At 35.5% G+C, this 16,304-nt stretch carries 14 protein-coding genes; all 14 read left to right on the top strand.

From position 1 onward, the window contains the following. Positions 1-7 precede the first annotated feature (7 nt). The 14 genes from M0051_RS07385 to M0051_RS07320 all read left to right on the top strand — a co-directional run bounded on the left by M0051_RS07385 (position 8) and on the right by M0051_RS07320 (position 16,066). Positions 8-1,468, top strand: a complete 1,461-nt coding sequence (locus M0051_RS07385) for an MOP flippase family protein (RefSeq protein WP_306740894.1) — start codon at positions 8-10, stop codon at positions 1,466-1,468. Further along, on the top strand, positions 1,447-2,631 hold the full coding sequence (locus M0051_RS07380; RefSeq protein WP_306740893.1) for a DegT/DnrJ/EryC1/StrS aminotransferase family protein: 1,185 nt from the start codon (positions 1,447-1,449) through the stop codon (positions 2,629-2,631). Before M0051_RS07385 ends, M0051_RS07380 begins: the two co-directional genes overlap by 22 nt. Before the next feature lie 9 nt (positions 2,632-2,640). Then, complete coding sequence (locus M0051_RS07375) at positions 2,641-3,603, top strand: glycosyltransferase (RefSeq protein ID WP_306740892.1); 963 nt, start codon at positions 2,641-2,643, stop codon at positions 3,601-3,603. A 6-nt stretch (positions 3,604-3,609) separates the two neighbouring features. Beyond that, entirely contained in the window at positions 3,610-4,374 is a 765-nt protein-coding gene (locus tag M0051_RS07370) for a WbqC family protein (RefSeq protein WP_306740891.1), read from the top strand. Positions 4,375-4,393: 19 nt separating this feature from the next. Beyond that, the gene (locus M0051_RS07365) at positions 4,394-5,599 is read left to right on the top strand and encodes an acetyl-CoA carboxylase biotin carboxylase subunit family protein (RefSeq protein ID WP_306740890.1); all 1,206 of its coding nucleotides are present in this window, start codon (positions 4,394-4,396) and stop codon (positions 5,597-5,599) included. A gap of 3 nt (positions 5,600-5,602) precedes the next feature. Continuing rightward, on the top strand, positions 5,603-6,562 hold the full coding sequence (locus M0051_RS07360) for a hypothetical protein (protein WP_306740889.1): 960 nt from the start codon (positions 5,603-5,605) through the stop codon (positions 6,560-6,562). Further along, positions 6,559-7,824 (top strand): O-antigen ligase, encoded by a 1,266-nt coding sequence (locus tag M0051_RS07355; RefSeq protein WP_306740888.1) that lies wholly within the window; start codon positions 6,559-6,561, stop codon positions 7,822-7,824. Before M0051_RS07360 ends, M0051_RS07355 begins: the two co-directional genes overlap by 4 nt. A 10-nt stretch (positions 7,825-7,834) precedes the next feature. Further along, a complete protein-coding gene (locus tag M0051_RS07350) occupies positions 7,835-8,977 on the top strand; it encodes a GNAT family N-acetyltransferase (protein ID WP_306740887.1) in 1,143 nt (380 codons plus the stop codon). A gap of 39 nt (positions 8,978-9,016) precedes the next feature. After that, positions 9,017-10,093, top strand: coding sequence for a GNAT family N-acetyltransferase (locus M0051_RS07345; protein WP_306740886.1), 1,077 nt, complete (start codon positions 9,017-9,019; stop codon positions 10,091-10,093). Beyond that, entirely contained in the window at positions 10,090-11,001 is a 912-nt protein-coding gene (locus M0051_RS07340) for a polysaccharide deacetylase family protein (RefSeq protein WP_306740885.1), read from the top strand. The genes M0051_RS07345 and M0051_RS07340 overlap by 4 nt, the downstream gene beginning before the upstream one ends. 14 nt (positions 11,002-11,015) lie before the next feature. Then, positions 11,016-12,098 (top strand): glycosyltransferase family 4 protein, encoded by a 1,083-nt coding sequence (locus M0051_RS07335; RefSeq protein ID WP_306740884.1) that lies wholly within the window; start codon positions 11,016-11,018, stop codon positions 12,096-12,098. Continuing rightward, the gene (locus M0051_RS07330; protein ID WP_306740883.1) at positions 12,085-13,383 is read left to right on the top strand and encodes a hypothetical protein; all 1,299 of its coding nucleotides are present in this window, start codon (positions 12,085-12,087) and stop codon (positions 13,381-13,383) included. The genes M0051_RS07335 and M0051_RS07330 overlap by 14 nt, the downstream gene beginning before the upstream one ends. A gap of 123 nt (positions 13,384-13,506) precedes the next feature. Next, a complete protein-coding gene (locus tag M0051_RS07325) occupies positions 13,507-14,772 on the top strand; it encodes a hypothetical protein (protein ID WP_306740882.1) in 1,266 nt (421 codons plus the stop codon). 193 nt (positions 14,773-14,965) lie between these two features. Beyond that, a complete protein-coding gene (locus tag M0051_RS07320) occupies positions 14,966-16,066 on the top strand; it encodes a hypothetical protein (protein WP_306740881.1) in 1,101 nt (366 codons plus the stop codon). The last annotated feature ends 238 nt before the right edge of the window (positions 16,067-16,304 follow it).

Raw genomic sequence — 16,304 nt, 5'->3', positions numbered from 1 at the left:
CAAAAGCATGTCTGATTTAAAGAGCAAGACCATAAAAGGTGTTTTCTGGAGCTTTTTGGAAAAGTTTGGGAGTCAATTTATCCTTTTGATATCGCAAATTATTTTGGCCAGATTGTTAGAGCCCCGGGATTTTGGTTTACTTGGGATGCTTGCCATTTTTATCGCGGTATCGCAGGCTTTTATTGATAGTGGTTTTGACAATGCTTTGATTCAGAAAAAGAATGCAGATCAGACAGATTTTTCTACTGTGTTCTTCTTTAATATCAGCATTGGAATTGTTTTGTATCTGATATTGTTTTTTGCAGCTCCACTAATTGCTGATTTTTTTAGAACTCCGGAACTAGTAGATCTTACAAGAGTAGTTTGTTTGATTTTGGTGATCAACTCTTTTGGCTTGATTCAGTTTGTGAAATTCAAGATCGAAATGAATTTTAAAGCCATTGCACAAGTGGTTGTAGCAGCAAATATTCTGTCTGCAGTATTGGGAATTAGTTTGGCATTATTGAATTTTGGAGTATGGGCTTTGGCTGCACAGGTAATGGGTATATATGTATTTAGAACCCTATTGTTTTGGATCAGGAGTTCCTGGCGACCAAGTATGGTTTTTTCAATCAAATCATTTAAAGGTTTATTCAATTTTGGATCGAAATTGTTACTGTCTGGATTGATTAGTCAGACATTTGAAAACATTTATTTGTTGGTAATTGGTAGAATGTTTTCAGCAACAGCATTAGGCTTTTACCATCAAGCCAAAAAGTTTCAGCAAGTACCCGTTGCTACTTTAGCGCAGGTTGTTGGCAACGTCACATTTCCTGCTTTTTCTAAAATTCAGGATGAGAATGAACGCCTTCGAATGGGATTCAGAAAACTCATTAAGCTTTTGGTCTTTATCAATTTTCCTTTGATGATTGGACTGGCTGTAATGGCCGAACCGCTATTCTCAATTGTTTTGGGTGCAAAATGGATGCCTTCTGTTCCTTATTTTCAACTCTTGTGTATAGCTGGAATGATGTACACATTGCATTCTTCAAACTTGAACATTCTTAAGGTAAAAGGACGATCAGATTTATTTCTCTACCTGGAAATCATTAAAAAAGTATTTGTCGTATTGGCAATTGTTATTGGTTTGCAATGGGGTATTATGGGATTAGTTGTTGGACAAATTGTAACCTCTTTCATAAGCTTTTTTATCAATGCGTATTATACCGGGAAATTAATTTCCTACTCAACCATAGACCAAATTAAAGACGTAAGTCAAACCTTTTTAATCACACTTGTGACTGCTGCAGTTATGAGCATTGGTTGGTTGATACAAAATCAGATTCTTTCACTCTCTTTTCAGATACTAGCAGGTATCGGAACATACCTACTATTGGCTTGTGCTACAAAACAAGAAGCAGTTAGCGATGGTATTTTAATTCTTAAAGAAATTATACCGACACGAAGATGGAAAAACGTAAAATATTAGTAACAAGACCACAATTGCCACCTCTTAACGAGTTTATTCCTTTATTAGCAGATATTTGGGATAGCAGGTGGCTTACCAATAATGGAAAGTATCATCAGGAATTTGAAAAGGCATTGGCAAACTATCTGGGCGTTCCTTATGTTGTATTGTTTGCAAATGGCACTTTGGCTTTAATGGCTGCGCTTCAGTGTTTAAGAATAAAGGGAGAGGTAATTACCACGCCTTATAGCTTTGTGGCCACAACGCATTCCTTATGGTGGAACGATATCAAACCTGTTTTTGTAGATATTGAGCCTGATTACTGCAATTTGGACCCAGAGAGAATTGAGGCTGCTATAACACCGGCAACTACAGCCATTCTTCCGGTTCATGTATATGGTAATCCTTGTGAGGTAGACAAGATCCAGGATTTAGCAGATTACTATGGTTTAAAGGTGATTTATGATGCAGCTCATGCTTTTGGTGTTCGATTAAAGGGATCCAGTGTTCTCAATTATGGTGACTTATCAATTGTTAGTTTCCATGCTACCAAGGTATTCAATACCATTGAAGGTGGAGCGATAATCTGTCATGATATCAAGACCAAAAAGCGATTGGATTACCTTAAGAATTTTGGAATTGCAAACGAAACCACCGTAGTTGCTCCAGGAATTAACGCAAAAATGAACGAATTACAGGCGGCTTACGGATTGTTACAATTGAAATATTTTGATACGGTAATTGATGGGCGTAAGCATATTACAGAAAAATACAAGCAAGGATTGGAGAATATTCCTGGAGTAAGATATTTGGATGAACCACAGGATGTGGATTACAATTATTCCTATTTTCCAATATTCATAGATGAGTCGGAGTTTGGTAGGAGTAGAGATGATTTGTTTGAAGAATTAAAGAAACATGGAATTTATGGGCGTAGATATTTTTACCCATTAATAAGTGAGTTTCCAACCTATAGAGGATTGCCTTCGGCCAAAGGTTTAGATATTGCTTATGAAGTATCAAGACAGATTATTTGCTTGCCTTTGTATCCTGATTTGGCAGACGAGATCGTTGATTTGATCATTTCCATTATTTCCGAAATGGTACAAGTTGATACGGATAAACTATCAGTAAAAGTTCTGAAAAACCATAAGGAGAAGAGAAAATTCCCTAAAGAAAAATAAACGAGTCCTATGGATAAGCCCTTGGTAAGTGTAAAAACCATAACCTACAATCATGAGAAATACATTGCTCAGTGTATTGAAGGAATCTTGAATCAGAAAACAGATTTTGATTTCGAATATATTATTGGCGAAGATTGCAGTACGGATAAAACTATGGAGGTAATCCAGGAATATGCTGCAAAATATCCAAATATTATTCGAGTAATAACGAGTGAAGAAAATGTAGGAGCAACAGTTAACGATCAAAGAACCGATGATGCATGCCGTGGGAAATATGTTGCTTTTTGCGAAGGTGATGATTATTGGACTGACCCTTACAAACTTCAAAAACAGGTTGATTTTCTGGAAGCAAATCCGGATTATGGATTGGTTCACACCAATTTTTCGTGTCAAAAAGGAGATAAATTCTTAAAAGGCATTAGGGATGGTCAGATTCTGCCAAGTGGAAATATTCTTTTAGATTTGATAAGAGGGAATCATATTGCTACAGCATCGGTTTGTATGCGAAATGATTTGTTACAGTCCATTCGAATAGGAGAACCAATCAGGAAACACAACTGGAGAATGGGGGATTACCCTTTGTGGATAGAATCTGCAGCAAGAATGAAAGTTCACTATTTAGAGGATGATACCATTACCTATCGTATTCATGGAACTTCTGCTACTCATGGATTAGATGTAATGGGAGATTTCAGATTCTTTAGTGATCGATATGATATTAAGAGGCATTACATTAAGAAATTTGGATGTAAGGATTTAGAACCATTTATCAACAAGATGTATCATCGTGAATTGCTAAAGTTTGCAATATTTTTGAAGGATGGAGATTTAAGAGAAAAATGTTTTCAGTATTTTAAGGATTCATCGATTGGTGAAAACTTTCCATACCTTATGCTTTCGCAATATCCAATATTTGATTCACTGTACTGCTTTGTATATAATACCCGTAGAAAACTTAAAATGGTAGTTTGATTCCTTATGAGACCAAGTTCGTATCAAAGATTGGAGAAGCAGGTAAGAAACTGTGAATTTCCCATTCCTGGTAGTGTTGCAATCATACAACCATATGTATTTCCTTATTTGGGATATTTTCAATTGCTCTACTCTGTTGAGAATGTAGTTTTTTATGATGATGTAAGTTATATTAAGAGAGGTTGGATCAACAGAAACAAAATACTCTTGAATGGAAAGGAATTCATGTTTACCATTCCATTACAAAAAGCAAGTCAAAACAAATTAATCAATGAAATTAGGCTGGTAGAAAAGCAATTGTTTATTCAAAAATTTCGTCAGCAATTAGAAGCAGCCTACAAAAAAGCACCTTATTATGCAGAGGTTAAAGATGTAATTGAATCTGTTTTTGTAGATGAGTATTCAAGCATAGGAGACCTTGCCATTGCAAGTATTCTTGCTATTTTCAGGTATATAAATTTGGATTTGAACTGGGTGAAATCATCCGAAGAGTTTTGCCAAACAAAAGGTCAGGCAAAAGCTGATAGATTGATTTGTATAAGTAAAATGCTAGAATGTGATACTTATATCAATCCGGTTGGAGGAAAATCTCTTTACCACAAAGATTACTTTGCAAAACATGGGATCGAATTGGGGTTTATAGAATCGGGAATAGTGAATTATAAGCAATTTGAAAATGATTTTGTTCCATACCTTTCAATTATTGATGTGTTGATGTTTAATGATAAATCTTCGGTAATTGAATTGTTGAATAATTTCGATATCGGATGAATAAATTTCTGATGACATCATGCAAAATCAAAAAAAGAAAATACTAATTCTTGGAGGAACATCCTTTCAAATTCCGTGCATAAAATATGCAAAGTCAAAGGGGTATCATGTGATTACTTGTGATTATAATCCAGATAATCCTGGACACAAATATTCCGATGAGTTTTATAATGTTAGCACCACGGATCTGAAGGCAGTTTTAAAATTGGGACGAAAGTTAGAAATAGATGGGATTTTGGCTTATGCATCAGATCCGGCAGCACCTACCGCAGCTTTTGTAGCAGAGAAAATGGGTTTGCCAGGAAATTCTTACAAATCGGTTAAAACGCTATCGGAAAAGGATTTGTATAAAAGTTTTTTAAGATTAAAGAATTTTAATACTCCATCGTATGGAGCATATGGAAGCTTGAAAGATTTTGCAGGTTCCAGCGATGAGTTCAAATATCCTATAATTGTAAAGCCAGTTGATTCTAGTGGGAGTAAAGGCATAAGTGCAGTAAAAGATTTTTGGCAAATGGATAAGGCAATTGATTATGCCATGAAATTTTCCCGATGTAAAAGGTTTATTGTAGAAGAGTTTATAGAGAAGAAATATCCGCAATTGGATGGAGATGTTTTTGTGTATGATGGTAAAATTATTGCCTATTACCTGGGAGATCAGAGGAATGATGTTGAGGTAAACCCATTTGTTCCTTCCAGTATAAATTATCCATCCTTGTTACCAGAACACATTCATGCTAAAATTCAATCGGAGTTGCAGCGAGCTATTGATTTGCTGAAAATAAAGTTTGGCGGCTTTAATATTGAGGTAATTGTTGATGAAAGTGATGAGGTGTATTTAATTGAGATTGGCGCAAGAAACGGTGGCAATTGCATACCGGACATCATCAAGTGTGCCAGTAATGTAGATATGATTAAAATGAGTGTGGATGCTTGTATGGGAGAAGAACCAAAAATACACAACCGTAAGGATATTGATAAGTTTTACACGACATATGTGATTCATTCCAATAAGGATGGAAAATTTAAATCGATTAAAGTTCATGAAAATATAAGCGACTATGTTCTTGACATCAGGTTGATGGTTAAAAAGGGAGAAGATGTCTTCAAATTCAAGGGTTCGAACTGTACAGTAGGAATTGGTCTGCTCGAATTTCCGAACCTTGAGATACGCAACAAGATGATGGATAAGATTGAAGAATTTATATCAGTTGAACTCGAATAAGTTATGGTTAGGGCGATTGGTGGATATTTCGAGTTGGAGAACCGATTCGAATCGGAGTACTATCCGAATTTAATTCGTTTGAATACCGGACGAAACTGCTTGGAATACATCTTAAGAGCTCGTTCCTATAAAAAAATCTATTTGCCGGAATATTCTTGTGATGCAATTATGGAACCCATTTTAAAATTGGGGTTGGAATATGAGAAGTATCCAATTAATATGCAGTTAGAATCCGATCAACGCATTTATCCTGATAAGGATGAAGCCTTTTTGGTAATCAATTACTTTGGGTTAAAAGGGAGATATGTTAACTTTTTGACAAGGGGCATGCACAATTTAATAGTGGACAATTCTCAGGCTTTTTTTGAAGCCCCAGTGCAAGGTTTTGATACCTTTTATTCGGCAAGAAAGTTTTTTGGTGTAAGTGATGGAGCTTATTTGAGTACCGATAGTGCACCATACATGGATTTTAAGCAAGAAGTATCCTGGAAAAGAAGTGAGCACTTGCTACGAAGACTGGAGAATGGTCCTAATGATGGATATCCGGCATTTAAGAGAAATGAAGAATATTTGTGTGGACAAGAGATAAAGTTGATGTCGGATTTGACCTACAGAATTCTTTCCAGCATTGACTATGCTGCAGTTAAAAGTAGAAGGAATCGTAATTTTCAATATCTACACTTAAAGTTGAAAGCTTATAATGGATTAAGCATTAATGATACGGATATTGATGGACCAATGGTTTATCCTTTTTATCTGGAACATGATGATTTGCGAAAAGAGTTGATGCTACAGGAAATATATACTGCAAGTTGTTGGCCAAGTGTAATCCAAAATATAAAATCAGATAAGCTGGAATACAAATTAGCCAAATATCTGATTCCACTTCCTGTTGATCAGCGCTATGGATTATTAGATATGGATAGGATTTGTAAACTGATCATACAATTGTTGAAACAATGAAGTATATCGAAATCGCATTCTGGTTTCTCATCTTTTTTGTAGCTTTTTACCTAAAAGGATATACAGTAGGTGGACAGGAGTTGGTTTATTTATGGAAACTACCTTTACTATTGTTCTTGATATCAAGAGTAGTGGGTCAAAAAACAGGATATGCATTCTTGATTTTGGCTTATTTGTTTGCAGCTAAGAATTTGGTGAATGTATCATTCTTTAAGTTTCCAGTAGACTCAATTATCAATTTTATAAAGTACCTAACCATTCCAGTATTTATTCATTGGATTTACCTAAACATTAATAGCGCAACTGCTTTAAAAAAGTTAAGGTTGGTTCCAGTTTACATGGCAGCCTTTTTTATAGTGTGCAATATACCATATTATTTTGGTGTGTTTGCAGCGCCAGTAACCACTATGTTGTGGATGGAAGACACACAAATTGACGGATTGATTGGAATGCTGGGAGCACCACATTATTCGTCTGCAGTATTGGCAGTTGCAAGTGTTGTTCTTCTTGACTTTGTGGCTAACAAAAGAGGGAATTTTAGAGTGAACCTTGTTGTGATTCCCATACTGATTATAGGTGTATTTTTTCTTTTTAAAACCTATACAAGAACAGGTTGGATGATGTTTTTGGTTGGTGTTATCGTATTGTTTGCCAGAAAAGTATCTTTTAAAAATTTAGGGAAAATTGCAGCTTTTGGAGTGCTGATGGCAATCGGCTTGTCGGTATTGTTTCAAACCAATGAAGGATTCCGAAGAAGGATCATGGACGATAGAGCAGGACAGGAGGACAAGTCGGCCTATGAAACAGTTGGATCAGGGCGATTGCAAATTGCTGAGATTTACCTTACCAATCTGTATCAGAGTAATTTTGTGACCTATTTATTTGGTATGGGAATGGAAGAGTCGCAGCGGCGATACGAAAAGAAGGATGGCATGCCTTTGTTTGCTCACAATGGATTTATTCAAACCTTAGTTGATAATGGAATTATTGGTTTCGTTTTGTATATGTTATTTTTAATAACACTCTACAGGGCCATTGCAGGGGCAGAAAGTAGTCACAATCAATTAACCATGGCGATGTTTTTTATGTTTCTATCTTGTTTGGCTACTCAACAAGCCAATTATTTTCTGGTGGATGTATTTCTTTCCATCTACATTGGAATTGTTTTGATTGAATCAAGAGTAAATCGTTATATCGATTTTAAAAGGAAATCTGACATTTTCAAAAACATGAAGCCCTCATATCCTTTTTATAAAAGATAAGATCACATAAATGTATAGCTTTAGTTTAATTACATTAGAAGACCTTCAGAAGATTGAGTACATCAGTAAGTTTCCTGGAACTCAGACATCTTGGATAGCAGATTGGTATCATACATTCGAAAAGCACAACGATAACCATTTTGGAGCTGATAAAAAAGCTTACATCGTTACTGCTTATGTGGGAAATAAGTTGGTTGCCATTGTACCCTTAATGAGGTTAACGCGAACCTATTTAAAATATTTTAAATTGCAGTTTCTTGAATTTCTTGGACAGCAATGGTCAGGAATGGGGCATGATATTATTGCAATCAGGAAGCTTGATGATAGTTTTGTTGATGAGTTGTACAAATGGATCAAAGAAAATATTTCCTATCATTTTTTATTCCTTAAATATCTTCCAGCGAGCAGTAGGTTAAAATCAAAGTTTCGTTTTTATCGATATGCTGGAGCTCCGTTTATTCATGTTTCTTCTTTCTCTGATTACGAAACGTTTCGATTGAATGTGTACTCAAGAAAATTCAGAGAAGATCTTCGCAGAACCAACAGAAGAATTAAAAGGGATGGCCTTAAAATGGAGGTAGAACAACATGAAATTGATGAATACAGTTTAGCCGCGATAAGGAATATATCGGCAAGTAAAACAACCGATGGAAAAATCGACATGTACGAGAACAAACTCAAAGAAGATTTTCATTTAAAGATCTACAGGCAAAATCCATCCAAAGTTGTTTTTATAAAATTTAATGGTAAAGCCGTAGCATATGGCACATTGATAGATGTTAATGGACAAAGGATTGGAGTTGATGCTGCTTTTGATAGACAATACAGAAAATATAGGGTAGGGATTCATTGTGTTGACCAAGTGATTCGTAGTGGTTTTGAGAACAATGTTCAAAAATTATCATTCGGATTGGGAATGGATACTTATAAATTTCAGTTTACCAATTGTGTAGAAGAGTTTTTCATGTGTTATGACTTTAAAATCAGACTGAAATCGTTATTGGTATTGCCTTATTTCCATTATCGAATAAAAAAAATGCATCAGGATGTTTCTTCAGTTATGCAGAATAAAAAGCAGCTAATAAAAATTGAGGACGAGAAAAATAAAACCTCTAATAACAATCTAAATTTTGTTCAAAGTATTAAAATGTAGGTTTTTATCAAACAAAGAAGTTTAAACCCTTAAGATCTAATGTATTGTTTCAAAACTATTTCAATTGAAGAGCTTGAGAACCTAGAATACAAAGCAAATTTTCCTAGCAATCGATTTGAATGGATTTATAGCTGGTATGAGGTTTTTGAGAAAGTGGAGAACAATGTAATAGGCTTCCAGAAACAGGCCTATATTGTTACTGCTTATGAGAATAATCAACTGGTTGCCATCATTCCTCTTGTTAAGCTAATTCGTAAGTTTTGTAAATGCATAAAGCTTGAATTTGTTGAGTTCCTTGGACAGCAATGGTCTTGTATTGGACATGATTTAATTGTACTAAAGGAGTTAGATTCTAGTTTTATTGAGCAACTTTTGGGCTGGATCAAAAAGAATATTCGTTATCATTTCATCTTTTTCAAGTATGTTCCGAAAGCTTCAATCTTGACAAAAGTATTTAAAATGTATAGATACTCTGGAGCTCCCATGATTTGTATATCGGATTATAAGGATTACAATGAGTTTGCCCAAAAGGTTTATGCCAAGAAGTTTAGGAAGAAGTTAGATAGAACCTTACGCAAAATGGAAAAGGATGGATTTCATTTGAGCCTTTCCTATGAGGAAATCACCCCATCTAATTTTGAGACCATTAAGAGAATTTCGAAAACCAAAATGCTGGATGGGAAGAGCTTTGTATACGATGATGTAAACAAGGAAAAGTTTCATAAAAGTCTGTACAGTAAGTTTCCATCGCATGTTATGTTTGCCAAGTTTAATGATTATCCGGTTGCCTATGTGGCAAATATAGATTGTGATAATGCCAGGATTGCCATTGATTGTGCTTTCGATCGCGATTATAGAATTTATGGAGTAGGCGTTCAGTGCATGGATTGTAACATTCGAAAGTCATTTTCGCTGAACAAGGAGAAATACTCTTTCGGAGTTGGCATGGATGTTTATAAATTTCAGTTCACAAAGACTGCAATGCCTTTTTACATGTGTTTCGGACTACAGAATCGACTGAAGTCATTTTTAGCTAAGCCTTTTGTTTTGTATAAAGCAAGGCAATCAGATCAAAAATCCAAGCAAGAATTTGAAGGAGTAGAAGAATACGTATGAAGAAACTAATTGCCAACATACTCGGATACCTATTGCTATTGATATTTGGAAAGTCAGCTTTAAAGCAGTTCGATAAGCAAGTGTTATCTATCTATTTTCACGACCCTTCTCTTTTCCTTTTTAAAGGAATCATCGGTTTTTTGCTTTCGAAAGGCTTTAGGTTTATTTCGGAGGAAGAATATTTCCAGATCATAAATGGAGAGAAAGATGTAGAAGGAAGAACTGCCTTTGTTTCTTTTGATGACGGTTGGAAGGGCAATTTAAAATTGATACCGATTCTTGAAAAATATCAGATACCAGCCACTTTCTTTATTCCCGTTCGACCTGTAATGACAGGAAACTTTTGGTGGGAGTATGTAGCTAAAGTAGTAGAGGAAAATAAGGAATTAAAATCTGTTGAAGAACTGAAGAAATTGCCAAACGCTAGAAGGATGCAGTTAATCCGAGGTGCGGCTGTAAGATATGATTTAAAGCGATCTTGCATCGAACTGTCAGAATTAAAACGCTTAAACGAGAATCCATTAATTACAATTGGGTCTCATACCTATCATCATCCGATTACCATAAAATGTTCGGATGAGGAATTGGATTTCGAGTATCGAGAATCTAAAAAAACATTGGAAGAGTGGTTGTCGGTAGAAATTAATTCGTTTTCCTTTCCTAATGGCGACTATAACCAAAGAGATTTGGCTTTACTAAAGAAGTACAATTACAAGATGGCTTTTACTGTGAATCCTGAATTGAATTCGAACTTCATTTCTGAGTTCCAGATACCAAGAGTATCCATCAATTCGAATGGAGGAAAATATGAGAACATTGCACGTATGCTTCGGGTTTGGCACAAATTTGTTCAGCCGTTGCAGCAAAAGCAATCAATGCTATTCAATCCAAAATTATCAGGAAGTTAAAATCATTTAAGTGGATGAAAGAGGTTCTTTACATAGCACCTGGGAATCAGAATTCAAAAGGAGGCATTGGACTGTGTGTCAACAATTATTCGAAGCACATGTCCGATTTCAAAGTTTTGGTTACACATCGGTTTACATCCAAATTCATGAACACTTTATGGTTCCCAATTTGTATTGTGGAGTTGTTGTGGATCCTGATTAAAGATCGGGACATTAAAATTCTTCACATTCATGGAGCTTCGAAAGGCAGTTTTTATAGAAAGTATATTTTGTACGCATTTGCGAGAGCCTTGTCCAATAAGAAAATCATTTACCACATACATGGAGGAGGGTTTCGGGACTTCTATCTGGGATCATCAAAGTTTATTCAGCGTAGAATTCGATATGTGATCAACTCTGCCGATTTGGTAATATGCTTGTCGGAAAAATGGAAGCACTTTTATACCAGTGCCTTTAATCCGAAACAGATCAGAATCTTAAATAATATGATTCTTCCGCCGCTTAACACGGAAAGAAAGCCATCCAATGATAAATTTAGATTGTTATTCCTGGGGTTGATAGGCGACAACAAAGGCGTTTTTGACTTGATTAAAATAATCGCCAAAAGCAGGAGACAATTTGAAGGTAAACTGGAGCTTGTGATTGCCGGAAATGGTGAAGTGGATCGATTAACCAATACCATTTCGAAATGGAAGGTGCAGAAAATCGTTCATTTTAATGGTTGGGCCAACGAAGAAATGAAAGAAGAGTTGTTTCGGTCATCGGATGCATTTATTCTACCATCCTATAAAGAAGGTTTGCCATTGTCAATTCTGGAGGCCATGAGTTATGGTTTGCCTATTATCTCCACTAAAGTTGGAGGCATTCCAGATCTAATTCACAAAGGGAAAAATGGAATACTTGTAGTTCCCGGAAATCAAAGAGCTATAAAAAATGCAATCGTCAAGTTGATGACAAACCAAGGTCTTTGCAAAAATTACTCACAAAATTCAACAAGAGCAGTTGTTGATTTTTATCCAGATCGTGTATTAAAAACATTATTCTCAATCTACCATGAATTACAGGGGAATAAGGGATTACTTTTTGAGCAAAATTAAATTCGGTATCGGGTTTGAGAAGGAATTGAAACGAATAAATAAGCTGTACTCAATTAGTGAATCCCAACTGTCAGAATTAAAAAACAAAGAATTTGTAAAGCAATATCGAAACGCTTACCTAAACTCCAGGTTTTACAATGAGTTGTATCGAAAACACGGATTAGGAGTTAATTCGGTAAAATCGATTGATGATGCAGAGAAAATACCAATCATTACAAAAGATGATATTAGGCATCGTGTTGATGATTTGTTGACGACAAACCGTTTGTTTGTTTACAAGGCCTTCACAAGTGGAACTACCGGTTCTCCATTAAAATTGTATCGCGATTATCAGTCCGTTTGCAAGGAATATTCTTACGGATACTATTTTCAGAATATTCATGGATACAATCTTGGCGATAAGGTGATTTCAATTAAGGGAGATTTGGATAAGGATGAAATTTCAAGGTTTGACAAGTCTTTGAATACATTACATTTATCAAGTTATAATCTGAACGAGAAGAATATTTTAAAGTATTATGAATTGATTAAGGAGTTTGAACCCAAAGTGGTTAAGGCTTATCCAAGTTCGTTGCAGATCTTATCGACAGAATTGTACAAAAAAGGATTGGATTTGCACATTCCGATTGCTTTTACTTCATCAGAAGTATTGCACGATTGGCAAAGACGAATCATTGAAAGGATACTACATTCTAAAGTGATTGATTGGTATGGAAATTCGGAGCAAACCATTGCTTTGGGACAGGTAAAAGAAAAATTGTATCAGGATGTTCCATTGTATGGACATATTGAGGTAAAAGAGAATCACATCATCACAACGGGGTTCATCAACAAATCATTCCCATTGATTCGTTACCAGGTTGATGATATCATCAAGTTAAAGTGTGATGCAAGTTGTATTCGTTGTTGTACTGAAAGAATCATAGGTCGCGACAACCAATATGTAAGATTAAAGAATGGACAGCAGATTGGCTTGTTGGATCATGCATTTAATTTCAATAACATTAAAAATATTCTGGCTGCCCAAATTGTACAGAAAGTACCTGGTGAAATCGATTTGAACATCATACCTGATTACAATTTTACAGAGCAAGATAAAGCAGAATTGCTAAAGAATCTTACGCAGTTGGTAACAGAAGAATGTAAGATTCATTACAACGAGATAACCGAAGATCAGATCATAAAAACAAAGGCTGGAAAGTTTAATTTGATGGTTTCCTATTTGGATACCAAGGATAAGGATGCTACGGCAAAGGAAATTTTGAAGGAGATCGATACAGCTTAAAAGATTTATAAACCACGAATTTCACAGGTTACACGAATGGATTCATATTTTGGTTTATGTGAATTGTTTGATGATTTATTGTTTGTGAAAATTGGTGAAATTCGTGGTTAGTTTATAGAGGATATGCCAGTACAGTTAATTAAGGATTTGATTGCCTATAAAATAAAATATGGCAGAGCATTCGAGCGTGAATTGCGACGGATTATTGAGCTGGATCAAATGTCTAAAGCTGAGATTTTAGAATTGAAAAGCCGGCAGTTCGTCAAGCAATATCAAAATGCTTTTACCAATACCGAGTTTTACAAACAATTCTACAAAAAGCATGGATTGCACCTTCATTCGGTAAAGGATTTGTCTGATAAGAACAAACTGCCAATTATTTCGAAAACGGATGTCCGTAATCATGCCAAGGCAATGTTGGCTAAACCAGGATTGTGCGTGTTTAAAGCTTATTCGAGTGGAACAACAGGTACACCATTGCAGGTTTACAGAGATTTTTCCTCTACAATAAAAGAGTATGCCTACGGTCATTTTTTTCAGCAAATGCATGGCTATCATTTGGGTGATCCGGTTGTATCCTTGAGGGGAACTTTAAACCGAAATACATTTTCTTATTACGATAAGAGCAATAATGTATTGTATTTGTCATCCTATCATTTAAAGTCGGAAAGAATTGATGAATACTACAAGCTGATAAAGGATTTTAATCCCAAGGTAATTAAAGCCTATCCGAGTTCCATGCACATTCTGGCGACAGAATTACACAAGAAAGATTTGAGTTTAGATATTCCGATTGCATTTACATCATCGGAGGTGTTGCATGGATTTCAGAAAGAAATTGTTGAGAAAACCCTGAATACAAAAATATACGATTGGTATGGCAATGCAGAGCAAACAGTTGCACTGGGGCAGTTCGAAGATGAATTGTATCGTGAGTTTCCCTTGTATTCTTATACCGAGTTCAAAGATGATCATTTAATAACCACAAGTTTTATCAACTCAGCTTTTCCTTTGATTCGTTATCGTGTTGATGATGTGGTACAATTGGCTGAATGCAGCAATGGAATATGTGTTATCAAAAAGATTGAAGGCAGAGATGATGATTACATTGTTTTAAAGGATGGACAACGAATTGGTAGGCTTGATTTGGCCTTTAAAAAAGCTAAGAATTTGTTAGCTGCTCAAATTGTGCAAGATGAACCTGGTGTTATTCGGGTAAACCTGATTCCGGATAAGAGATTTGATAAAAGTGATTTGGACGTTATAGAATCGAACTTGCGTGATTTGCTTGGGGATGAATGCATGATTCGCTTTGACAAGATAGAAACAGATCAGTTGATTAGAACAGCGAAAGGGAAATTTAATCTTGTGGTTTCTCAACTTATATAATTTTAGTTACGGTGCTCTGCACCTTTAAGATGCTATATAAATTAAGCTATAAATATTGCGTAGCGCTGCTGCTTAACGCATTATAAAAGGCCAACTGAATTGTTATAGGTGCAGAGCACCGTAATATTTATAGGAAGCAGATTTTTTAGAAGAGATAGGTACAGCGTACCGTTATATTCCGCCATCGATACCAATGAAAAATTATTTAGAGAAAATACTAGTTGTAGGTGCAGGACCTCAGGCCTTATTTTTGGTGCGTGAGTTTAGTCGCCTGAATTACCATGTAATTTTGGTTGGCAGAAAAAACGAAATTGCCATGCATTCAAAATATGCTGAGAAAAAAGTGATTCACAGCGAGGAACATTTGATGTTGGAATTGAATTCTTTGGCAAATACTTACCCCAAGTTAAAAGCTTATGTCGCTAGTGGATTTTATTTGGCTTTTCTAATGAATCACTTTCCACGCTTCTTTCAGTTGTATCAGGTGATGCCAGGACATAAAGTATCAATAGAACAATTAATGACAAAGAGCAAAACTTACGAACTGGCAAAAAATGTTGAGGTGCTGTTTCCCCATACCCAAATATTGATGGATGTAGAAAATCATAAATTGGTGAATCAGCTAAATTATCCTCAGATTGTGAAATGGAACAAAGATATTTTTCTGTATACAAAGCCAAGGTTTAAAACTCAATTGATTGAGAATGTAGCTGAAATGATTGATTTGCTTAAAATATTAACAGAACAGGAAAAGGCATCGCTTATTACGCAGGACTTTTTAGGTGCGGATTTAAAAAACAATTTTTCCTATGGCGCTTATGTAGACAAGGGTAAGGTGAAGCTGGACATCTGTGTAAACGAGGTTCGTCATTTCCGATCGGGAGTTTCATCGGTGGTTGAGGAATATGTTGGAGGCTATGCCAAGGAAATAAAAAAACAAGCTGAGGAGGTTCTGAACCAAACAAAGTTTACAGGATTTTTAGATGTCGAGTTTAAAATTAGAGATGGACAATTGTATTTACTCGAAGTGAATCCTCGACCTTTTGGTTTCATTAAAATCATGAAGAAGAAATATCCCGAGCTGATTCCTTATGTGATGGGAAATAAGCTGGTAGCTTATAAAAATCCGAAACCCGTAAAATGGATTAATGTGCTTCGTGATTTGGTATTGATATTTAAGAATCCGAGTGAGGCAGTTCACATGCTAAAAGTTCTGTTCGACTTTAACAAGAGAACCTTTGATGTTTGGGACATATACGATCCATTGCCATTCTTTTATCAGATGAAACGATGATTAATGTACACTAAGATAAGGCTTTAGAGTTGTTGTGTTGTAGGAGTTTAATGTAAAAAATGACTGTGTAAATGGGCAAAACATGCATGTAAATGCATTTGGAGTGAATGTAAGTGTATCTGTAGTAGCATTAACAGGACTTGTTGGCAGATGAAGTATATTTGTAGCGCATGCACGATAACAAAGTAGTAGTGTCTCTTAATAAAACAGCAATGTCATTAGGCAAATCACGAATGTC

This window comes from Marinifilum sp. D714 (assembly GCF_030851345.1).
Taxonomy (GTDB): domain Bacteria; phylum Bacteroidota; class Bacteroidia; order Bacteroidales; family Marinifilaceae; genus Marinifilum.
This window is presented reverse-complemented; position numbering and strand designations above follow the sequence as displayed.